16 protein-coding genes, 1 tRNA gene and 1 CRISPR repeat array are annotated in these 21424 nt (G+C 72.0%); of the genes, 6 read left to right on the top strand and 11 right to left on the bottom strand.

Translation table 11 applies throughout. The annotated features are described in order from the left end of the window. Positions 1 to 2 precede the first annotated feature (2 nt). Positions 3 to 1103: a hypothetical protein gene (locus ACFQ6N_RS33310; protein WP_380657331.1), complete on the top strand. Its 1101-nt coding sequence runs from the start codon at positions 3 to 5 to the stop codon at positions 1101 to 1103. A gap of 215 nt (positions 1104 to 1318) precedes the next feature. Next, positions 1319 to 2087: direct repeats of the CRISPR family, unit length 37 nt; unit sequence GTCGCTCCGCACCGTCCCGGTGCGGCACCATCGCAGC. Positions 2088 to 2283: 196 nt separating this feature from the next. On the opposite strand, the gene ACFQ6N_RS33305 is transcribed toward ACFQ6N_RS33310, so the two are convergent. The 3 genes from ACFQ6N_RS33305 to ACFQ6N_RS33295 form a co-directional block, all read right to left on the bottom strand. Beyond that, positions 2284 to 2595: a hypothetical protein gene (locus ACFQ6N_RS33305; RefSeq protein WP_380657329.1), complete on the bottom strand. Its 312-nt coding sequence runs from the start codon at positions 2593 to 2595 to the stop codon at positions 2284 to 2286. A gap of 55 nt (positions 2596 to 2650) precedes the next feature. Beyond that, positions 2651 to 2818, bottom strand: a complete 168-nt coding sequence (locus ACFQ6N_RS33300; RefSeq protein ID WP_380657327.1) for a hypothetical protein — start codon at positions 2816 to 2818, stop codon at positions 2651 to 2653. A gap of 1551 nt (positions 2819 to 4369) precedes the next feature. Then, positions 4370 to 4495 carry a hypothetical protein gene (locus tag ACFQ6N_RS33295; RefSeq protein ID WP_380657325.1) on the bottom strand — a complete coding sequence of 42 codons (126 nt, stop codon included), beginning with the start codon at positions 4493 to 4495 and terminating at the stop codon, positions 4370 to 4372. A 1740-nt stretch (positions 4496 to 6235) separates the two neighbouring features. On the opposite strand from ACFQ6N_RS33295, the gene ACFQ6N_RS33290 reads away from it, so the two are divergent. From ACFQ6N_RS33290 to ACFQ6N_RS33280, 3 genes are all read left to right on the top strand, one after another. Beyond that, positions 6236 to 6646: a hypothetical protein gene (locus ACFQ6N_RS33290; protein WP_380657323.1), complete on the top strand. Its 411-nt coding sequence runs from the start codon at positions 6236 to 6238 to the stop codon at positions 6644 to 6646. A 522-nt stretch (positions 6647 to 7168) separates the two neighbouring features. Further along, a complete protein-coding gene (locus tag ACFQ6N_RS33285) occupies positions 7169 to 9004 on the top strand; it encodes an RNA-binding domain-containing protein (RefSeq protein ID WP_380657322.1) in 1836 nt (611 codons plus the stop codon). Between the two features lie 239 nt (positions 9005 to 9243). After that, complete coding sequence (locus ACFQ6N_RS33280) at positions 9244 to 9825, top strand: hypothetical protein (RefSeq protein ID WP_380657320.1); 582 nt, start codon at positions 9244 to 9246, stop codon at positions 9823 to 9825. A 470-nt stretch (positions 9826 to 10295) separates the two neighbouring features. Here the strand turns inward: ACFQ6N_RS33280 and ACFQ6N_RS33275 are convergent. The 6 genes from ACFQ6N_RS33275 to ACFQ6N_RS33250 all read right to left on the bottom strand — a co-directional run bounded on the left by ACFQ6N_RS33275 (position 10296) and on the right by ACFQ6N_RS33250 (position 15911). Then, positions 10296 to 10369, bottom strand: a tRNA-Pro gene (locus ACFQ6N_RS33275). A gap of 136 nt (positions 10370 to 10505) precedes the next feature. Further along, positions 10506 to 11753: an MFS transporter gene (locus tag ACFQ6N_RS33270; protein ID WP_380657319.1), complete on the bottom strand. Its 1248-nt coding sequence runs from the start codon at positions 11751 to 11753 to the stop codon at positions 10506 to 10508. 228 nt (positions 11754 to 11981) lie between these two features. After that, entirely contained in the window at positions 11982 to 12770 is a 789-nt protein-coding gene (locus tag ACFQ6N_RS33265) for a DUF1684 domain-containing protein (RefSeq protein ID WP_380657317.1), read from the bottom strand. Positions 12771 to 13013: 243 nt separating this feature from the next. Next, positions 13014 to 13883 (bottom strand): acyl-CoA thioesterase, encoded by an 870-nt coding sequence (locus tag ACFQ6N_RS33260; protein WP_380657316.1) that lies wholly within the window; start codon positions 13881 to 13883, stop codon positions 13014 to 13016. A 204-nt stretch (positions 13884 to 14087) separates the two neighbouring features. After that, positions 14088 to 14819 carry an alpha-ketoglutarate-dependent dioxygenase AlkB family protein gene (locus tag ACFQ6N_RS33255; protein WP_380657339.1) on the bottom strand — a complete coding sequence of 244 codons (732 nt, stop codon included), beginning with the start codon at positions 14817 to 14819 and terminating at the stop codon, positions 14088 to 14090. Between the two features lie 294 nt (positions 14820 to 15113). Beyond that, positions 15114 to 15911, bottom strand: coding sequence for a transglycosylase family protein (locus ACFQ6N_RS33250; protein ID WP_380657314.1), 798 nt, complete (start codon positions 15909 to 15911; stop codon positions 15114 to 15116). A 588-nt stretch (positions 15912 to 16499) separates the two neighbouring features. Here ACFQ6N_RS33250 and ACFQ6N_RS33245 point away from each other — a divergent pair. Next, positions 16500 to 17375, top strand: coding sequence for a hypothetical protein (locus tag ACFQ6N_RS33245; protein ID WP_380657313.1), 876 nt, complete (start codon positions 16500 to 16502; stop codon positions 17373 to 17375). A gap of 616 nt (positions 17376 to 17991) precedes the next feature. Further along, complete coding sequence (locus ACFQ6N_RS33240; protein ID WP_380657311.1) at positions 17992 to 18750, top strand: hypothetical protein; 759 nt, start codon at positions 17992 to 17994, stop codon at positions 18748 to 18750. Positions 18751 to 19008: 258 nt separating this feature from the next. On the opposite strand, the gene der is transcribed toward ACFQ6N_RS33240, so the two are convergent. Beyond that, positions 19009 to 20463, bottom strand: a complete 1455-nt coding sequence (der, locus tag ACFQ6N_RS33235) for a ribosome biogenesis GTPase Der (RefSeq protein ID WP_380657309.1) — start codon at positions 20461 to 20463, stop codon at positions 19009 to 19011. Between the two features lie 185 nt (positions 20464 to 20648). Continuing rightward, entirely contained in the window at positions 20649 to 21362 is a 714-nt protein-coding gene (gene cmk, locus ACFQ6N_RS33230; RefSeq protein ID WP_380657307.1) for a (d)CMP kinase, read from the bottom strand. Between the last annotated feature and the right edge of the window lie 62 nt (positions 21363 to 21424).

Raw genomic sequence — 21424 nt, 5'->3', positions numbered from 1 at the left:
CCGTGCACCAACTCGAACTCCCTGCCCTGCACGCCGACGACCCGCTCGGCTTCCTCACCGCCCTCGGCATCCTCGAACTCACCACCACCGCCCTGACCGCCAAGCCCCGCCTCCACTGGAACGGCCCGGCCGGCCCCGCCGTCCTCACCACCACCCAACCCCTCACCCTCGACACCCTCACCGACCTCCTCGCCACCCACCTCCCGCCCAAACCCGCCCCCACGGCCGGGCAGCTGGACGACACAGCCGAGACCGAGGACGGAGACGACGAGGACACCGATACGGCCGGCACGAAGGATGAAGGCTGGGACTCCTTCCCGCACGTCCCCGGGCTCCTGACCCGAACCCGCGAGGACACCACCGCCCCCAACGAAGCCCTGCGCCTTCGAGTCGACACCGCGCACCACACGCTGCGCGAACTCGCCCAGGCCGAACGCGAGACGGGCGACCGCCAGGCTCGCTGGTTCGCCGCCCTGACCAACGTCATGTGTTTCGAGGACGTCAAGCCCAAGACCGGCAAGAACGACCCGGAGCCCACCGAGGGTTCAAGGCCCACCACGGTGCGGCGCACCCCCGTCACGCCGCTGATCGCCGCCGCCGGCCAGATGACCATCACCGGCTTGATGCAGAAAGCCGTCCTCGGCTGCCACAACGACCCGCGGCAGATCCGCTCGGCCCTGGACGGGTGGCGCCGCGTCCCCGACTACGCCTCCGCCAACTTCGACCACCGCTCCCTCGGCGACGCCCATACCAACTCCGAAGGCAGGCCCTACCAGCGCGGAGCGCCGGGCCCCACCTGGCTCGCCCTCCACGCCCTCGGCACCTTCCGCCTGACCGCCACCGGCCGCGCCCAGGCCGCCACCAGCTGGGACACCACCAACAACCGCGGCGCCCTACGATGGCCCGCCTGGACACCACCGCTCACCTCCACCGCGGTCACCGTCCTCCTCGAACACCCCGCCGTCCGCGCCACCGACCCCGGCACGAGCCCGACCACGGCGATGCTCACCGACCTCGGCGTCACCGCCCTCTACACTGCACCCCGAACCGGCCTCAAGCAGTCCAACGGCCCCCTCGCCGCAAGCCGCTACCTCTGGCCCTGAACCCCACCCCCGGCCACCCCACCAACCCCCGATCCTTGACAACTCCACAGCGCCAACACAGAGAACGGCATCCCGGCCGGACACGACTTCGGAACCACAAGCAGACACGGAAACACCTCACCGCACCGAAGCAACAAGTCCGAATCGCCCTAAAAGATACCCAGGCGGACGCGGCAGCCGACTCGTCGGACCATCAAGCCAGCAGCTCAGACGCCGTCGCTCCGCACCGTCCCGGTGCGGCACCATCGCAGCATTCTGCGCGACGACGGTGACCTCGACCAGTACGTCCCGTCGCTCCGCACCGTCCCGGTGCGGCACCATCGCAGCATCTGCCCGTCCGGGTCGACCAGCGGCCGCAGCGGGCGCCGCTCCGCACCGTCCCGGTGCGGCACCATCGCAGCCATTGACGAGGCACGCAAGGTGACGGACGCTCGGATGTCGCTCCGCACCGTCCCGGTGCGGCACCATCGCAGCCTCATCGTTCCGCTCATCAAGCTCGACCCCGGCGAGTCGCTCCGCATCGTCCCGGTGCGGCACCATCGCAGCACCGTCACTGAGCAGGAGAAGGTCCGCTGGCAGCTCGTCGCTCCGCACCGTCCCGGTGCGGCACCATCGCAGCATGTTCACCAGGGTGGTGAGGTCCTGGCGGTCCAGGTCGCTCCGCACCGTCCCGGTGCGGCACCATCGCAGCGAGAACTCGGCGAACGCGGTCTCGGTGTGGTCCATCGTCGCTCCGCACCGTCCCGGTGCGGCACCATCGCAGCCACTCCTCAATGAGCAGCTGCACCTTGCCCATGCCGGTCGCTCCGCACCGTCCCGGTGCGGCACCATCGCAGCACCTCGGGCACTTGGGCGACGTCGCCGGGGATGCCCGGTCGCTCCGCACCGTCCCGGTGCGGCACCATCACAGCATCGCGTTCGACGTCGCCGCGTACATCTGCGGCCCGGTCGCTCCGCACCGTCCCGGTGCGGCACCATCGCAGCATCGCGTGCGAGGACACGGTGCTGATCTTCGCGCCGCGTCGCTCCGCACCATCGAAGCACCTCGTCCAGCCACGTCGCGAACGCGCCGTACGTCCTTCCTCCGCACCGATCCCGGTACGACACCATCGCAGCCCCAGGTCCTCCCCTGCGGTCTGCACGAAGTCCCGTGGCTTCGTACCTCGCCGGTGCGGCACCATCACAGTGTGTCGAGGATCGCGCTGGCCGCCCGGTCGAGGTAGGCCCCTCCGCACCACTCCGGGTGCGGCACCGTCGCAGCATGGTCAAGAAGACCGAACTCGGCACCGCGCCCGGCGTCCCCCCGCACCATCTCGGTGCGGCACCATCGCAGCCGCATCTCGCGGTCGAGCGACTCAGCCTTGAACGGCGGTCGCTCCGCACCATCCCCGTGCGGCACCATCGCAGCCCGTGGCCCGAGTCCGAGATGGCCCCGGAGCCAGTAGTAGCTCCGCATCGTCCCGGTGCGGCACCATCGCAGCATGTGGTCCACGCAGGCCGGGCAGTCCTCCCGCCAGGTCGCTCCGCACCGTCCCGGTGCGGCACCATCACAGCTTGCTGCCGGTGATGCGGCCGCGGTGGGCCGGCGGGTCGCTTCGCATCGTCCCGGTGCGGCACCATCGCAGCGGGTGGGTCAGCGGGTCGCCGTCGCTGCGCCCCAGCTCGCTCCGCACCGTCCCGGTGCGGCACCATCGCAGCCGCCAGTTCGTCACCACGGTCGCTCCGCCCGAGCCGGAGGTCCTCCGCACCTGACCAGTGCGGCACCATCGAAGCTCGTCCGGCGCATCGGTGACCAGCCAGACCACCGCGTTCCTCCGTGCCCCACCGGCGCGGCACCATCGCAACAGTCGGCAACGTCCCCACGGCGAGCGGCCCGTGTCGCTCTGCATCGTCCCGGTGCGGCACCATCGCAGCCACGACCGCGAGGTCGCGGCTTACCGGACCTGGGTAGCCGCTCCGCACCGTCCCGGTGCGGCACCATCGCAGCCCGTTCGCCGTGCACCTGGTGGCCCGGCCACAGGCGCGTCGCCCGGCATCATCGCAGCCTGTTCGTGTTCTCTGCCGTCCCGGTCTCCCTGTCGTCGCTCCGCACCGTCCCGGTGCGGCACCATTGCAGCAGGCAGTTCGTCACCACGGTCGCGCCGCCCGAGCCGGCGGTCCTCCGCACCATTCCGGTGCGGCTCCATCGAAGCACCACCCAGGCCCGGGACGAGCTGGAAGCGCTCGCAGTACTTCGCACCGTTCCGGTGTGGCACCGTCGCAGCACCCAGAAGGACGGGTGGCGGTCCTCCTTGCCGGTCTGTCGCTCCGCGCCGTCCTGGTGCGGCACCATCGCAGCGCCGTCCAGCCGCCCTCGTCGTCCAGATAGCCGGGTCGCTCCGCATCGTCCCGGTGCGGCACCGTCGCAGCAAGAACAAGCAGACCGGGACCTGGGAGCACGCCCCCGTCGCTCCGCACCATTCCGGTGCGGCACCATCGCCGCATCGCCATCGGCACGGCCGCTACCCTGCCCCCCGATCGTCTCTCCGCACCATCCCGGTTCGGCACCATCGAAGCTTCATCGACGACGAGGCGGGCGAGGTCGAGCAGATCGCCGCTCCGCACCACGCCGGTGAGGCACCAAGATCTGCTGATCGATCTCCCAGCAGGCGGTCCCTCCGCGCCTGACCGGCGCGGCTCCATCACAGCGACTGCTCCAGCCCGGTGCAAAACGCCTGTTGGGGGCGTCTCCGCACCTCGCCAGTGCGGCACGATCGCAGCATCCAGTGCTGGAACCCGCAGACCGCCAGGACGGCACCGTTCCTCCGCACCTCGCCGGTGCGGCACCATCGCAGCAGCAAGAGCCGCCTCTACCAGCCCGCCCCGCGTACCGTGCGCTCCGCACCATCCCGGTGCGGCACCATCGCAGCGCCCAGTGCAGCGGCCAGCCGTGGAACTGAGTCGCCAGTCGCTCCGCACCGTCCCGGTGGGGCACCATCGCAGCTCGTCCGGCGCCTCGGTGACAAGCCAGACCACCGCGTTCCTCCGCGCCCCACCGGCGCGGCACCATCGCAGCCACGAGGCCAAGGCCCGGATTCAGGCGGAGGTCTGGGTCGCTCCGCACCGTCCCGGTGCGGCACCATCGCAGCAGGTAGGGCAGGAGCGGCTGATCGTTCAGCAGTGCTGTGCCTCCGCGCCACGTCGGTGCGGCACCATCGCAGCCAGATCGCCACGTGCACGTGGAGCTGCGGGTCCTCGTCGCTCCGCACCGTCCCGGTGCGGCACCATCACAGCTCCGGCTCGGTGGGGAGCCGCGAGGTGACCTCCTCCTCGCTCGGCACCGTCCCGGTGCGGCACCATCGCAGCACCGCCCAGGCCCGGGACGAGCTGGAAGCGCTCGCATTACTCCGCACCGTTCGGGTGTGGCACCATCGCAGCGTCGCGCTCGACGTCGCCGCGTACATCTGCGGCCGGCGTCGCTCCGCACCCTCTCGGTGCGGCACCATCACAGCAATTTCGACACCGGCCGCTCCCAGCACCTCATCACCGGTCGCTCCGCACCGTCCCGGTGCGGCACCATCGCAGCCACAGAGACAAGAAGGTGCTGCTGCCTCCGACCGCAGGTCGCTCCGCACCATCCCAGTGCGGCACCATCGCAGCTGCGCGGCCAGGACTAGCAGGTACCCCAGGCCCGCGGGCGCTCCGCACCCTCCAGTTGCGGCACCATCGCTGCCTCGCCGCCCAGGCGCTCAGCAATCACCGGCGGCGCTCGCTCCACACCATCCGGGTGCGGCACGATCACAGCTCGACTCCAGCGGTGGCCGCCGACCCGCTGAGCAGGTCGCTCCGCACTATCCCGGTGCGACACCGATCACAGCGCGGAAAGCCCGTGATCGATTGTCTGTGCGTCAGGTGTCGCTCTGTACCCGGCCGGTGCGGCACCATCCGCAACTACCAGCGCGACGAAGAGGCCGGCGCCACCTAGCGCCGTCGCTCCGCGCCGTCTCGGTGCGGCACCATCGCAGCGATGCGGCCTGGGCGGTCTGCCTGATCCTGAAGTGGAGTCACTCCGCACTATCCCGGTGCGGCACCATCGCAGCTCACAGATGGTCGGCGGCGCGATCCGGCAGATGGGCGGTCGCTCCGCACCATCCTGGTGCGGCACCATCGAAGCGCCGTCGCGTACGACCCGAAGTCCCGGGCCGCGTGGCTGTCGCTCCGCGCCCTTCCGATGCGGCACCATCGCAGCTTCACCGTCCTCCCCCAGAGGCGACGCCCAATCCGGGCGCCTCCGCACGTCACGAGTGCGGCTACATCGCAGCGACGGGGTCGTCCACGACCAGAACGACGGATGGCGCGGAGTGTCCGGCCTCACCGGTGCGGCACCATCGCAGCATCGCGTAGACGTTCACCATCGCACTGCCTCGCTCCGCACCATGCTGGTGCGGCACTATCGCAGCGGGACGATGTAGAGACGCAGCAGCACGGCCAGACCTGTCGCTCCGCACCATTCCGGTGCGGCACCATCGCAGTCACTCAGACAAGCAGGTGCTGGTGCCTCCGACCGCAGGTCGCTCCGCACCATGCCAGTGCGGCCCCATCCCAGCTTCGACGGTAAGGAGTCCGGCGAGTACAACCGCCTGGCGTCTCCGCACCTCCCCAGTGGGGCTCCATTGCAGCTTGGTCTTGACCATGCCCCACCACTGCCCGTCCTGACACCTCCGCACCTCACCGGTGCGGCACCATCGCAGCCACGACATCGGACTCAATCTCGCCGCCCGGAACCTGGCTCCTCCGCATCTCGCCGGTGCGGCACCATCGCAGCTCGGCGGCCACATGCGTGTCGAACTCGTCGTCATCGTCTTTCCGTACCATCCCGGTGCGGCACCATCACAGCAAGGGCACCGACGACGCCGGCAGCCCGGCACAGCGCGTCCCTCCGCACCGTCCTGGTGCGGCACCATCGCAGCAGGTAGGGCAGGAGCGGCTGATCCTTCAGCAGCGCTGTGCCTCCGCGCCATGTCGGTGCGGCACCATCGCAGCACGCTGGACGCGATCGACCCCAAGGCGCGGCGTAGCGCGCCTCCGCGCCACGTCGGTGCGGCACCATCGTAGGCACTGGTCGATCGCCGTCTTGATCTCCGCCATCGTCGTTGCCCCGCACCATCGTGATGCGGCACCATCACAGCCAGTACGAGACGTCCCTTCCGGTGCAGCGCATCCGGTCGCTCCGCACCGTCCCGGTGCGGCACCATCGCAGCCAGGAAGGCGTCGCCACCGACACCGATATCCCCGCCGAATCGCTCCGCACCATCCGGGTGCGGCACGATCACAGCTCGACTCCAGCGGTGGCCGCCGACCCGCTGAGCAGGTCGCTCCGCACCGTCCCGGTGCGGCACCATCGCAGCACCGCCGTCGGCCCGACCAACGTCTCCGTGCACCGGCTCGCTCCGAACCATCCCAGTGCGGCACTATCGCAGCGCCGTTCCCGGAGGACCCAGCAGCAGGCTATACTGCCCCCGCTCCGCACCATCCCGGTGCGGCACCATCGCAGCGTCATGTAGTCGACGAAGGCCGCCTCCTCGCCAGGTTCCCTCCGCCCTCGCCAGTCCGGCACCATCACAGCTATCGGGCAGTGGCCGCGCACGGGTAACCGAAGACGGATTTCTCCGCACTTCACCCGTGCGGCACCATTGCAGCCGGATGTGGACGATCGGGATCTGCCCGAGCGGGTTGTCGCTCCGCACCGTCCTAGTGCGGCACCATCGCAGCAACGGGACGATGCCGGTTCAGCCCCAGCGCATCCCGGTGCTTCCACGCCTCACCGGTGCAGCTCCATCGCAGCACGCGTCCCGGCTTCCTGCTGGCCCCGGACGCGCCAGGCGCCCTCCGCACGTCACCGGTGCGGCAACATCGCAGCTTTCGCTGGGCTATGGAACCGCTTCGCTCCCACGCTCCGGCCCGGAGCCCGATACGTGCGACGTTCCCGGATCTCCCGTGCTCACACGGCATCAGGTACCGCGAACCTACCGGGCGCTAAGTCGGATTTCGGCAGACCTCGCCAACACGCACGGGATACTAGTCCGGTGCCAGAGACCGGACTCGAACAGGCCCGAACCGCCCTGTACGCCGACAACCCTTCGGCCCTCCTTGACCTCCTGGAATGCCGCTGGCTGGACGCCAAGGGCGCCCCGTACGAGCTGAAGAACCCCTCGGCGGTGGAGGAGTTGGCCAAGGACGTCGCCGCCTTCGCCAACTCCACCGAAGGAGGAGTCATCGTCCTCGGCATCGGCACCCGGCTGGAGACCGGGCAGGAGATCCTCGACCGGCTGCTGCCGTTCGACCGGTCGTCCGTGGACCTGGACCGGATGCGCAAGCTCCTCCGGGAGCGGATCACTCCCGCGCCGCGCAACGTCTCGATCGAGTGGATCGAGCACGGCGGCCCCGGGCAGGGCATCGTGTTCATCGACGTGCCGCCGCAGGCCGCGGGGAATCTCCCGCACGTCGTGGCCGCGCCCAACGGCAAGCCCGGGCAGGTGAACCCGTTCACCGTCGCGGTACCGCTGCGCGAGTCCGACGGGACGCACTGGCTGCCGAGGGCGGAGGTCCAGCGGCTTCTCGCCTTGGGCCTGGCCGCGAGCGGCGCCCCCTCCCGCACCCTTCACGACCTGGTCGACAAGCTCACCGCTGGCGACAAGACCGAGCCCCGGTACCGCGTCGGCCAGGATGCTCCAGGCCGTGAGGTGGCGTTCCGTCGCGCGTACGACGGTCTGGGAGGGAGCGCGGTGCTCGGCGAACCGGCTGGCGCGGTCTACCAGGACGGTCCGGGTCTCGTGCAGCACTTCGCCGCCGCGGGGGACGGAGCGGGTTGGGTGCTCTGCGCGCTGCCGGGCCGGCCGGTGGTCGCCGTGGCCGAGCCGCTCTGGCAGCACCTGCTCGCTGTCGGTTCCGGTGCGCCCGGCGGCCAGGCGCTCGCGGCCGTCGGCTTTCCTGCTCCGGCTGCCGACGGCACCCCGACGGCGCTGCTGGAGGATGCGGAGGCGATCGAGCTCGTCGAGGGCTCCTGGGGCCCGGGTCGGCTGACGGTCGCCACCGACGGGGAGCCGATCTGGCGGCCGGCTCCCGGGGTCGGCTTCGACCTGCCGAGAGCGGCGCGTAACTGGACCGCGGACGTCCCCGCTCCGGAACTTCGCGTCCGGGCGCTAGCCACTCTCCCCTGGGCAGCGGCAAGGGAGTTGGAAGTCACGCCGGAACGCCGACGCACCCTGCTGCAGGCACTGCCGTTCTGCCCTCTCGCTGTCGCAGCGAGGACCCTTTCCCTGCGGCACGGCATCGACCTGCCGATGGGGACATGGATGCCGGGTCCGCACCGCAACGCCGCAGACGCCGTCAGCTACTCCAGCACCGGCCACAGCCGGGACGGCGCGGAGCTCACCACGGCGGTGATGCTCGCCCTTCCGAACGCCATGGACTCGGCGGTCGTCTCCTGCGCCGAGGTGCGCCTCGAAGACGCTGCGGCGCCACCCTCCGCCCCCGCCGAGGCCCGTGCCCCCAGGTCCGATCGAACGCTGTCGGTGGAGGAGGTCGAGGAGACCTTGCTCGCGGCCTGGCGTACCGCCACCGAGGTCCTGCCGGATGCCGTCGGCGACACAAGCGCACCTCGACCGTGGTCCCAGCCGCCGACAGTACTGCTCCAGATCGCCACCGGTTCGGCCCACGGCACTGCACCCCCCTCTCTGGACCGCTTCGTCGACCTCGCCCCGTTCGGCAGCAGCGACCGAGCGCCGCTGACGGAGATGAGCGTGACCGTCACCGCTGATCCACAGCTGACCGAAGAGGAACGGCGGCTCCTGCTTCGCCGCGCGCTGGTTCGGATGGCTCAGGCGTTCGGATACATCGACACAGCGGAGGACCGGTTCTAGCGAGCAGTCAGCGTCACGCCGTACCGCGACGACAGCCACGGCACCGCCGCTGTACGGGAGGCTGCCCGGCATGACTGCCACACGCCCCGTCATCGACGTGGACGACCCACGACCCAGCGACCTGGCCCGCCCAGCTGGCCGACCTCGTCACCGGGTTCACCCAGCAGTACGCCGCCGCAGCACTCCCCCGGGACTGCTTCACCGACACCGACATCGGCGGCTACGCCGACCTGGACGCGATGGCCCCGCTGCTCGCCGGGCACTTCGTCCGAGCACGGCACTGCACTCGCCTGCTGGACCACGAAGCGGACAGCATCCAGGAGCACGGACTACTGCTCGCCGACGACCAGGGTGTCGCCGACCGCCTCGCCCGCGCCTCCGACCTCGGCCACCTCACCACCCCGCAGTACACGGCATTGAAGGAGGCGAACCTCATCACCCGCAAGGGCGGCGGACGGAAAGGCTTCATGTTCCTGACGCTGTCCGGCGACGCCCTCGCCCCCAACCACACGCTCGGCTGGCGCCTGCAGAAGTTCTGGGGCGGGGAGGCGGTCTACCAGCCCTGGGAGAACGACCCGGACATGATGCACCTGCTCCGGCCGCTCGGCCGCCCGGCCGTCGTCACCGCACTCCTGGACCTGACCGACGGCGGTCGGCACAGCACCGCCCCGTCGCTGGCGCACGTGCTCCTGGGCAAGGCGCTCGGCGAAGCCGCCGACGCCACCGTCCACTACATGTCCCCGATCCCGCCGGCGCGCATCGAGTCGGTCGCCTTCCCCGGCGACCCCGCCTTCGACCGGCTCGACCTCCCCGGCACGTAGCCGGGTGGAGGACCACTTGCCCCGGGTCAAGTGCGCTCCCGGCGAGGCAGTCCGACACGGAGTGGGGGCTGCGCGCGGAATGGTCGCCCAGCGGGCCGTGACGCAGAGCAATGCCGCCGACCGCCGGGACTGCCGGGCGGTCGGCGGCGCGACTCGGAACGCTTCTTCTCTGACACTGCACCGCCACCTGAGAGCCCGTCATCGGTGGCCAACTTCCGCCAAGCAAGCGGGATTTCTGCCAAGAACATGGCCGAAAATAGATTGTTACGATTCCGCATCGGCGACTGAGAGTAATTGGGAAATCGGGCAAATCGGGCCTAGTTCAGGAGGTGTGATCCCCGCCCTCGGGGCCCTGGTCCCAAAGTGGTCCCAAACAGCATACGAACCGATTTACGCGGTCCCTGACGGCCCGTCATGCAAAAGGCCGTTGACCTGGGCGTTAACCCGGCCAACGGCCTTTCCGACTCACGTCGGGACGACAGGATTTGAACCTGCGACCCCTTGACCCCCAGTCAAGTGCGCTACCAAGCTGCGCCACGTCCCGTGGTCTCGGTGCCTGCAGCGGGGCCTGGGGGGCTCTGCTGCGGGCTTCTCGACCTTGTCTCCGGTTGTCCCGGCGACGTGGAAAACAATACAGCACGTCGGGGGGTGCTCGCTGCCAGGTTTGGGGGTGGGTGGGGTCAGGGGGTGGGGTGGCGGGCGTCGTAGCGGAGGAAGGCGGGTCGGCGGGCGGCGAGGAGGAGGACGGCGGCGATGCAGGCGAGGCCGCCGCTGATCACGGAGGTGGCGGGGTTGGTGAGGGCGGCTACGGTGCCGGACTCGAAGTCGCCGAGGCGGGGGCCGCCGGCCACGACGACGACGAAGATCCCTTGAAGGCGGCCGCGCATCTCGTCGGGGGCGGCGACCTGCATCATCGTGTTGCGGAAGATCATGCTGACGGTGTCGGCCCAGCCCGCGACGGCGAGGAACAGGAGGCCGAGCCAGAGGTTGTGGAGGGCGCCGAAGGCGGCGATGGCGAGGCCCCAGGCGGCGACGGCGGCGAGGATGGCGGCGCCTTGGCGGTGCACTCGGCCGACCCAGCCGGAGAAGAGCGCGCCGATCAGGGCGCCGACGGCCGGGGCGGAGACGAGCAGGCCGACGGTGCCGGCGTCGCCGCCGTAGAAGGTGACGGCGATGGCGGGGAAGAGGGCGCGGGGCATGCCGAAGACCATCGCGGCGAGGTCGGCGAGGAAGCTGGTGCGCAGGTTGGGTTGCTCGCACAGGAAGCGGAGGCCGTCGAGGACGGAGGCGCGGCCCTTGCGGTCACCGAGGGGGCGCATGGCGGGCAGGCGCCACATGGCGTAGAGGGTGGCGGTGAAGGCGACGGTGTCGAGGAGGTAGGCGGCCTGGGCGCCGTACGCGCCGATGAGGACGCCGCCGAGCATGGGGCCGATGGTGAGGCCGAGGTTCATGCTGACGGTGTTGAGGGCGTTCGCGGCCGGGAGCTGGTGGGCGGGGACGAGTCGGGGGATCATCGCGGAGCGGGCGGGCGAGCCGAGCGCGAAGAAGCCGGCTTGGACGGCGACGGCGGCGTACAGGACGGCGACCAGTCCGAGGCCGGCCAGGGCCTGTGCGGCCAGGACGGCGGAGACGGCTGCCAGTCCGGCGGAGCCGATCAGGCCCAGTCGGCGGCGGTCGACGGTGTCGGCGATCGCGCCGCCGTAGAGGCCGAGGACGACCAGCGGGACGAGGGAGAAGATGCCGACCAGGCCGGTCGCGAAGGCGGAGCCGGTCAGGTCGTAGACCTGGACGGAGACGGCGACGGCCGTCATCTGCTGGCCTATGGAGGAGACGGCCTGGCCGAGCCAGACCCGGCGGTAGTCGACGTGGTCGCGCAGCGGGCTGAGGTCGGCGAAGGCCCGCCGGTACCAGGGTCCGGCGGTGTCCACGGGGTCCGGCGGGAGGGGTGTGGCTGCGGGGTCGGGTTCGGGCTCGGAAGCGGGCCCGGGTTCGGCTTCCGGGTCCGGGTCCGGATCAGGGCGGGCGCCGGGGACGGGGACGGGGCGGGGGTCGGAGGCGGCGGCCGGTGCGGCGGCTGCCGTGGAATGTTGATCGTTTGACATGGTCCCCCCATCGTCCGCCCCGCCCCCGGCCGCCCCCGCACCGGGGCCCGGCCGCTACCGGCTCAGCACCTGCTTCTCCCCGGCCTCCACCACGAAGTCCAGCCGGTTCCCCGGCGGCGGGAACGGGCAGATGAAGTGGTCCGAGAACGCGCACGGCGGCAGGTAGGCCCGGTTGAGGTCGAGCACGGTGCGGCCGTCGGCGTCCGGCTCCGGCAGAGTGATGAACCGGAAGCGGTAGGTGTCGATGCCGCTGCTCGCGTCCGCGATGACGCCGCTGAGGCCCTGGCCCGAGCGGCTGACCGTCAGCGTGCGGTGCTCGCCGGCGACGGTGAAGGCGATCTGCCCGGTGACGGCCAGTGGCCGATCCTTGCCGTCGGCGTTCGGGACGACGACCGACCGGGCCTCGTCCTCGAACGGCGTGAAGACCGCGGGCACGGCCCACTCCGGCGCGTACGGGTGCGCGGCGATGCCGGCGAAGGCCGTCCGGCGCGGCGAGGCCGGGTCGAAGACCCGCAGGGCGAGTTCGCCCTCGCGCTCGATCGGGACGAGCAGCAGGTCGCCCAGGGTGGCGGTGTCGGCGGCCGGGTCGGTGTCCGGGCGGAGCAGGGTCTCGCCGTCGACGGGGCCGGCCGCGCCGGCGACGGTGATGCCGTCGCCCGCCGCCGCCCGTACCCGGACGCCCTCGGTGTCCGCCCACCACAGCCCGGGCAGGCCGGGGATCCCGGCGGGCTCGGGCTCCAGCCAGTGCGTCCCGGTGAGTGCGAGCTGGCCGTGCGGCGCGCTCACGGACGCCGCCCGTCCGTCACTCCAGTGCTTCCAGTCCTCTGCGGCAGTCGCCGTCATCGGTCCACCCTCCCGGTCGGTCCGCGGACGGCCCGCCGTTCGGGCCGTCCGTCTCGGTCATCCACAACACCGCCTGCTCGGACGGATCATTCCCGTCGGCCCGAAGCCACCGAAACTGCAACACGGCGGCAACGCACCGACACACCGCTCAACACCGCTCAACACCGCTCGACACGAATCCCATGGATGCCACAGCTGCCACAGATGCCATGGATCCCACGGACCCGCCACCCGACCCGGCCGCTACCCGTCCCGGCGCTTCAGCGGCCGGAACAGGCCCTCCTGCACGACGGACACCACCAGTTGCCCGCTGCGGTCGAAGATCTGCCCGCGGGCCAGGCCGCGCGCACCGTGCGCGATCGGGGACTCCTGCTGGTAGAGCAGCCAGTCGTCCGTCCGGAACGGCTGGTGGAACCACATGGCGTGGTCGAGCGAGGCCATGTCGAAGTGCCGCTCGCCCCACAGCGGCTCGACGGGGGCGCGGACCGCGTCCAGCAGGGTCATGTCGCTGGCGTAGGTGAGGGCGCAGACGTGGATCAGCGGGTCGTCCGGCAGCGGGCCGTCGGTGCGCAGCCAGACGCCGCTGCGCGCCTCGACGCCCTCCAGCTCCTCCTTGGTCCAGCGCAGCCGGTCGACGTAGCGGACGTCGAACGGCTGGCGACGGCTGATGAACGGGGGCAGCTCGCCGAGCCGGGAACCGACCTCCTCCAGGGCGCTGGGCAGCTCCTCGGGCGCGGCGACCGACGGCATCGGGTACTGGTGCTCGATGCCGCCCTCCTCGGGTCTGTGGAAGTCGGCGGTGAGCGCGAAGATCGACCGGCCGCCCTGGATGCCGAGCACCCGGCGGGTGGTGAAGGAGCGGCCGTCGCGGATCCGGTCGACCTGGTAGACGATCGGCAGGCCGGGCACGCCGGGGCGCAGGAAGTACGCGTGCAGCGAGTGGACGGGGCGCTGGTCGTCCACCGTGCGGCCCGCCGCGACCAGCGCCTGCCCCGCGACCTGGCCGCCGAAGGTCCGCTGCAGCGCCTCCTCGGGGCTTCGCCCGCGGAAGATGTTCAGTTCGATCTGCTCAAGGTCCAGCAGCTCGACAAGGTCGTCGACGGGGGTACCCATGCGTTCGCTTCCTCTCCGGACTCAGGACTCCGGTCCTCCGGACTCCGATCGCATTCTCCGGTTCACTCGAATTCTCCGGCGACCCGGGTCATTCCCGCGCTCCGGGCCGGATCCGCCGATTCACTCGAACGAGTGGGCGAGCGTACGGGAGGAGGTTCGACCACCGGAGCGCGGAAGCGGTGCGGGCCCGCCCGGGCACCACACCTACCCGTCCGGCCCCGGCTCCCGCGCCGTGGCCCCCAGCCCCGACTCCCGCACCGTGATGTTGAGCCGTCCCACCAGGCCCAGCTCCGGATCCGCCGTCCCCGGCAGGGTGCGCACCACCCCGTGGTACGCGAACCGGGCCGGGCCGCCGAACACCAGCAGGTCGCCGCTGTGCAGCTCCAGGTCGGTCCACGGCCGGGTCCTGGTCTCGGTGTTCCCGAGCCGGAACACGCAGCGGTCGCCGAGCGAGAGCGAGACCACCGGCGCGTCCGTGCGCTCGTCACGGTCCTGGTGGAGGCCCATCTTCGCGCCGTGCGGGTAGTGGTTGACGATCGCGGTGTCCGGCCTGTAGGACGCGGCGCCCGCGATCTCCGGCAGCGCGTCCCCGTACGCGTCCGCGACGGCCCGGCGGGCCAGCCGGGACAGCTCGGGCGGGAACGGCTTGACCGGCGCGCCGTCCTCGGCGACCCGCCGGTACCCGTACGGGTACCAGTGCCACCCGAGGCTCACCATGCGTACGGACATCGTCCCGCCGGTGGGCATCCGCACGGTGTGCAGGCCGGCGGGCGGGCGGGCCCACTCCCGGCAGGCGGCGATCAGGCGCAACTGGGCGTCGAGGTCCAGCCAGCCGGGGAGCAGGACGGCGCCGGGGGCGGGCTCCGAGCGGCCGCGCGCCCGGGACGTACCGGAGGAGCCGGGGGACCCGGCCGCCCCGGGCGGGTCACCGAACAGCTCGCCCTGGATCACCCCACCATCCTCCCGCACCGCCCGCGCCCGGGCCCAGCCCCTCCCCTGGCGGGCCCGGATCCGCTCGCCCCCGCCGCCGGTCCCTCGGACGGAACGCCGACGGCCGCTCCCCCGCCGGCGGAGAACCCGCGCGGCGGAGGAGCGGCCGTGGAAGCCGGAACCGGTGGAAACCGGGGCCGGTGAGAGCCGGAGGCAGTGGGAGCCGGCGGCCGTGGAGGCCGTGGCGGCCGTCCTCAGTCGCCGTGAACTGCCGTCAGCTGCTCAGGCTGCTCAGGAGCCTCAGATGCTGAGGGCCTGGCCCGGGAGGATCAGGTCCGGGTTGCCACCGATGACCTTGGCGTTGTTCTTGTACAGGTCGTGCCAGTCCAGGCCCTGCGCGGCGGCGATGGAGCTCAGGGTGTCACCGGACTTGACGGTGTAGTTGCCCTTGGCCGGCTTGGCGTCGTTCGAGCCGGTCCAGGCCTTGGCACCCTGGTCGGCCTTCGGCGCGGACTTCGGGGCGGCGGTCTTCGGCGCGGCGTCAGCCTTCGGCGCGACGTCAGCCTTGGGGGCGGCAGCGGCCTTCGGCGCCTGGGTCGGCTTGGCAACCGGGGCGGCGGGCTTGGCAGCCGGGGCGGCCGGCTTGGCGGCGGTCGAACCGGAGGCGGTGCCCGCCGAGGTGTCGACGGCGGCCGGGGCGCCGCCCTTGGTCAGGCCGGCCTTGACGGAGCAGACGGGCCAGGCGCCCGGGCCCTGCGAGGCGAGGACCTTCTCGGCGACGGCGATCTGCTGCGCCTTGGTGGCCTGGTTGGCCTGGCCGGCGTAGGCGGTGCCGCCGAAGGCGGCCCAGGTGCTGGAGGTGAACTGCAGACCGCCGTAGAAACCGTTGCCGGTGTTGATGGCCCAGTTGCCACCGCTCTCGCACTGGGCGACGGCGTCCCAGGTGGAGACGGAGGCGGCGGAGGCCGAGGTGGCCGTGACGAGGCCGGCCACCGGCAGGGCCGCGACAGCGGCGCCCGCCACGACAGCCATCCGGACGCGGTTGCGCTTGGTGGCGGTGGAGGTGGTGGCAGCGGCGGTCTCGTTACGGAAAGTCATGAGGTTCCTCTCGACAGCCCCGGGCGGACATGCGGAACCAGGCCCTGAAGGGCCGCGTTCGCTTGCCGCGTCCGTCGGACGGCCGTGCACGTGTCGGACGTGCCTCTGCCGCCCCGGCCACCCAGCCGCTCGCCGACGAGCTGTTCGAGCGATCTCGTCGGCGGGCACCTGCCACACCCGGCGAACCGGGGGGCCGTGCGTCGGGGGTGAACCCGGGTGGCGCTCGTTGCGCCGACCAAGAAGCTACGAGCCGGTCGGCGGGGAAACCAAAACCCCGACGGTCTGCCCAGCTCAGCCAAGGGTTACCGGCGGTAAGACCCTCATAATCATGCCCGAAATGTCGGATTTAACCGTTGATTCCTAGATCAAACATCACCGCCGCGTGACCCACCTCACCGTTTCATTCCGGCAGTCCCGTCACCGACATCGACAGATTGCGACCACGAGAACACGCGGCGCGGTCGGATCCGGGGCAATTCCCGTCAGCCTCGACGGGCACCCGTGACGCCTGACACAAGGGCCCGTTGGTCATGTCGACCTCTCCGTGTCAGCCCCGAAGCCCCATCCGCACCCATCCGAGGAGATCCTGTGCCGCGCTTGCTCGACGTCAGCGACGAGGTCCGGTCCGAGATCGGCGACGACGAAGCCGACCGTCTACTGGGCGGCGAACGCGCCCCCGACAGCTACGAGTGCACCTCCTGCCGGACCCCCGGCGACACGCACGTGGAAGCCACCAGCACCGTGCTCTTCGTCGGCGACGAGACCGCCGTACTCGCCTTCGCCCACGCCCGCTGCATCCCCTCCCAGGTGGTGCCGGTCTCCGAGGAGCAGCTGGCCGGCGCCGTCCGCAGCATCAGCCAGGCCCAGACCGGCGCCCCCGACCTCGCCGTCCCCTCCCCCGCGCCTGCCGCCGCCGTTCCGGGCGCCGCCCTGCCCGCCGTACCGGCACCGGGCACGCCCGCCGACTCCGCGGCGCAGCCGACCGCCCCCGGCCAGGCCGCCATCCTCGGCATCACCTGCGGGCTCGTGCTGCACGGCAGGGTCGGACACGCCTCGCTGGTGGTCGAGCCCACCGGCCCCGTCGGCCGCCCGGGCAGCACCTCGGGCGAGGACGAGTTCCTCGACCTCCTCCAGGACGCCGGCTTCCAGCCCGTCACCGACCTGGACGAGACCCCCGACCAGCTGGGCGGCTGGTCGGTCCTGGTCGCGATGGGCAAGCTGCACGCGATCCTGCAGCCCGCCGCGGCCGGCGGCAGCACCGGGTGGTGGCAGGCCCACCAGCCGCTCCAGGTCACCGACGCCTGGCGGATGGCGGCGAGCCAGCTCTCCGAGGTGACCATGTACGCCGTCCCGGCCGGGATGGTCGGCCGCCAACCGCGCGAGGACCTGCTGCGCCAGGCACTGGAGCGGGCGGTGGCGCTGGGACAGGTGGTCGCCGCCTCCCTGCCGCTCGCGGGGACCTGATCCGCCCGGCCCCCGACGCACCGGACGGCGGCCTCCCCCTTCACCTCGGGCCGCCCTCCGGCGCGGGCGCGACCTCCGGACGCCCCAGGCACCTGGCACCTGGCGCCGCTCCCCTATACATGCGCGTCTCTGGGCGCCTGCCCGGATGAGCGTCACTCATGGTCGCCTCGTGTGAACGCCCCGCATGGACGCCCCCGCATGGACACCCTGCATGAGCGCCCCGCACGGATGCCCGGCCCATGCGAGGCGCTCATGGGCAGCACATGAGCGCCTCGCATGACCCGCATGGGCGATGAGCCCCGCTCATCGGCACCTCGCATGAGCGCCGCTCATGACCCTGCTCATGAGCGCCGCTCATGACCGCCGCGCCATGAGCTCCTCTCATGGGCACCCTCATGAAGTCCTCTCATGGCCCGGACGTCCATGAGCCCCGCTCATCGACAGCCCCCATGAACCCGGCTCATGACGACCGCCGTACATGAGCGTCACGCATGGCCACCCCCTATGAGCGCCCCGCATCCCCCGCCCCCTCTCGCTCGTTGGCCCCTACGTGTACAGCTACGACGTCTCCGCGTCCCCCGGCCGCTCTGCCACCGCCTCCCGTTCGATCCCGGGCATGCGCCCGTCGTACGACGCCGAGCACCCGCACTCCGCCACGCCGATCTACGACGAGCTGTACTCCGAGTACCGGCGCCTGTTCCGCGCCCTCCCCGGCGACCGCTCGGGCGAGGAGGATCTGGTGTTCACCGGCTTCGCGGTCCGCGACGGCTACCCGGTGCTCGGCGAGCAGCGGCCGTACCCGCCCCAGCACCAGGCCTTCCACACCCTCGCGGGCCAGGCTCCGGGCCTCCCCCAGTTCATGTCGTCCCAGCCGCACGGCGCGGGCGCGGCCTCCGGCCACCACGCCGGCCAGGCGCACGACCATCACGGCCACCACCACAGCCACACGGGCCATCACGGCCACCCCGGCGTCCACCACACGGGAGCCCACCACACCGGGGCCCACCACGCGGCCGCCCACCCCGAACCCGCCGCCCCCACCGACGTCGGCCTCATCCACGCCCCACCGGCCCCGACCCCTGCCCCCGGTACCGGCACCGTCGGCGGCCACTCCCAACCGGCAAGCGGCGCAGCCCAGTTCACCAACGGCCAGGGCTGGGTCGCCGCCGGCTACCTCGGCTCGGGCCCGTACCCGACGCCCGCACCCGCGGCCGTGCCCGTACCCATGCCGATGCCCATGCCCGCGCCCCCCGCACCGCCGGCACCGTCCCCGGTAATGGGTACGGCCACGGGGCTCGCCACCCCCCGGCCCACCGGCGGCCGCCACCGCCAGATGCTCTCCCTCCCCCCGGGCCGCAACGGCGACCACCACTGACACGGCCGACACGACCGACCCACCACCCCGAAACCCACGACGCCCCCAGGCTCCCGCTCCGCACCACCAGACCGCCGGTCCACCACACCCCCGCTCCCCCACCCGCGCGGATAAACGCCGAAGGGCCCCGCCACCGAAGCGACGAGGCCCTCCAACCGTCAGCCGGTCACCCGACCGCCGACACGCACGAACGCGCGACACACACGGAACGCACGGAACGCACGCGGGTACACGTACACACCTGCACGCGTACGCCGATTACTTACGCTTGCGCTTCTCCCGCACCCGCACCGAGATCGAGATCGGCGTCCCGACGAACCCGAACTCCTCACGCAGCCGGCGCTCGACGAAGCGCCGGTAGCCCGCCTCCAGGAAGCCCGAGGCGAACAGGACGAAGCGCGGCGGGCGGATGCCCGCCTGGGTGCCGAACAGGATGCGCGGCTGCTTGCCGCCCCGGATCGGGTGCGGGTGGGCGGCCACCAGCTCGCCGAGGAAGGCGTTCAGGCGCGCGGTCGTGATGCGGGTCTCCCAGCCGGCCAGCGCGGTCTCGATCGCGGGGACGAGCTTCTCCATGTGCCGGCCGGTCTTGGCCGACACGTTGACCCGCGGGGCCCACTGGACCTGGACGAGGTCGCGCTCGATCTCGCGCTCCAGGTAGAAGCGGCGCTCCTCGTCGAGCTGGTCCCACTTGTTGTAGGCGATGACGACGGCGCGCCCGGCCTCGACGGCCATCGAGATGATCCGGGTGTCCTGCTCGGCGAGGGTCTCGCTGGCGTCGACCAGGATGACCGCGACCTCGGCCTTGTCCAGCGCGGCGGCGGTGCGCAGCGAGGCGTAGAAGTCGGCGCCGGCGGCCAGGTGGACCCGGCGGCGGATACCGGCGGTGTCCACGAACTTCCAGGTCTTGCCGCCGAGCTCGATCATCTCGTCGACCGGGTCGCGGGTGGTGCCGGCCAGCTCGTTGACGACCACCCGCTCCTCGCCGGCGACCTTGTTCAGCAGGCTGGACTTGCCGACGTTCGGCCGGCCGATCAGCGCGACACGGCGCGGGCCGCCGGGGGCGGCGTCGCCGAAGGTCTGCGGCGGGGCCTCGGGCAGCGCGTCCATGACGGCGTCCAGCAGGTCGCCCGAGCCGCGGCCGTGCAGGGCGGAGACGGGGAACGGCTCACCCAGGCCCAGCGACCACAGGTAGGCGGCCTCGGCCTCGGTGGACGGGCCGTCGACCTTGTTGGCGCACAGGACGGTGGGCTTGCCCGCCCGACGGATGATCTTGATCAGGGCTTCGTCGGTGTCGGTGGCACCGACCGTGGCGTCCACCACGAACAGCACCGCGTCGGCCTGCTCGATGCCCAGCTCGGCCTGGGCGGCCACCATGGCGTCGATGCCGAGGACGTCGATCTCCCAGCCGCCGGTGTCGACCACCTTGAAGCGGCGGCCGTTCCAGCTGGCCTCGTAGGAGACCCGGTCGCGGGTGACGCCCGGCTTGTCCTCGACGACGGCCTCACGGCGGCCGATGATGCGGTTCACCAGGGTCGACTTGCCGACGTTCGGGCGGCCGACCACGGCCAGCACCGGCAGTCGGCCGTGCTCGGCGCCGTCCACGGCGTCGAAGTCGTCGAGGTCGAGGCCCTCTTCGGCGGCGAGGGCCATGAACTCGGCGTAGTCGGCGGCGTCCAGCCCACCGTGTCCGGTGTCGGAGTGCTCTGCGGTCATGTTCGTCTGTTCCGTTTCCCGGCCCGGCCCTTCCCAGGGGCGTGCCGTGCGTACCTGCCCCGCTCGGGGCAGCGCGATGGTTGTCTCCGCGGCGCCTCGGCGGCCCGCGGTTCACTCAGTAATGATCGGCAATGATCGGCCCTGCGACGGTCGGCCCGACAGCAGCCCACCAGGCCCGGAACCCGTCAGACGGAGGACAGCCCGGCCCGCTCCTCCACCAGCGCGGCGATCCGGTCGATCACCTGCTCCAGGGTGAGGTCGCTGGTGTCCACCAGGACCGCGTCCGCGGCCTGGGCCAGCGGGGCCGTCTTCCGGGAGGAGTCGGCGGCGTCCCGGCGGGCGAGGTCGGCGGCCATCGCGGTGATGGTCGCCTCGTCCACCCCCTTGGCCCGCAGCTCGGTGGCCCGGCGCGCGGCCCGGGCCTCCTCGGAGGCGGTCAGGAAGACCTTGAGGGTGGCGTCCGGGAACACCACGCTGCCCATGTCCCGGCCCTCGGCGACGATGCCGCGCTCGGCGACCCCGGCGCAGCCGCGCTGCAGCTCGACCAGTCGGCTCCGCACCGCCGGCACCGCAGCGACTGCGCTGACCTGCGCCGTCACCTCGGGGCCGCGGATCGGGCCGGAGACGTCCTGGCCGTCCACCGTGATGGTGGGGCCGTCGGCGTCCGTGCCCGACACGATCACCGGCTTGCCGCACGCGACGGCGACCGCGTCCGGGTCGTCCACGTCGACCTCGTTGGCCAGCATCCACCAGGTCATCGCCCGGTACATGGCGCCGGTGTCCAGGAAGCTCAGGCCCAGCCGGGCGGCGACCGCACGGGAGACGGTCGACTTGCCGGAGCCGGAGGGTCCGTCGATGGCGACGACGACCGGGGCGTGCGCTCGGTCGGCAGTGTCCACGGGGCGAACCTCTCTCTGAGCATGGGAGCCGAAGCCTGCGCAGGCGGACGGCCGGGGATTCT

Source organism: Kitasatospora sp. NPDC056446 (genome assembly GCF_042796115.1).
GTDB lineage: Bacteria > Actinomycetota > Actinomycetes > Streptomycetales > Streptomycetaceae > Kitasatospora.
Note: the sequence above shows the minus strand (reverse complement) of the source record. Positions and strands in the feature narration are given on the sequence as shown.

Coding starts and splice junctions, on each gene's coding strand:
- ACFQ6N_RS33280 (WP_380657320.1), top strand. CDS start 9,244: ATGGCCCCGCTGCTCGCCGGGCACTTCGTCCGAGCACGGCACTGCACT.
- ACFQ6N_RS33265 (WP_380657317.1), bottom strand. CDS start 12,770: ATGACGGCGACTGCCGCAGAGGACTGGAAGCACTGGAGTGACGGACGG.
- ACFQ6N_RS33260 (WP_380657316.1), bottom strand. CDS start 13,883: ATGGGTACCCCCGTCGACGACCTTGTCGAGCTGCTGGACCTTGAGCAG.
- ACFQ6N_RS33250 (WP_380657314.1), bottom strand. CDS start 15,911: ATGACTTTCCGTAACGAGACCGCCGCTGCCACCACCTCCACCGCCACC.
- ACFQ6N_RS33240 (WP_380657311.1), top strand. CDS start 17,992: ATGCGCCCGTCGTACGACGCCGAGCACCCGCACTCCGCCACGCCGATC.
- der (WP_380657309.1), bottom strand. CDS start 20,463: ATGACCGCAGAGCACTCCGACACCGGACACGGTGGGCTGGACGCCGCC.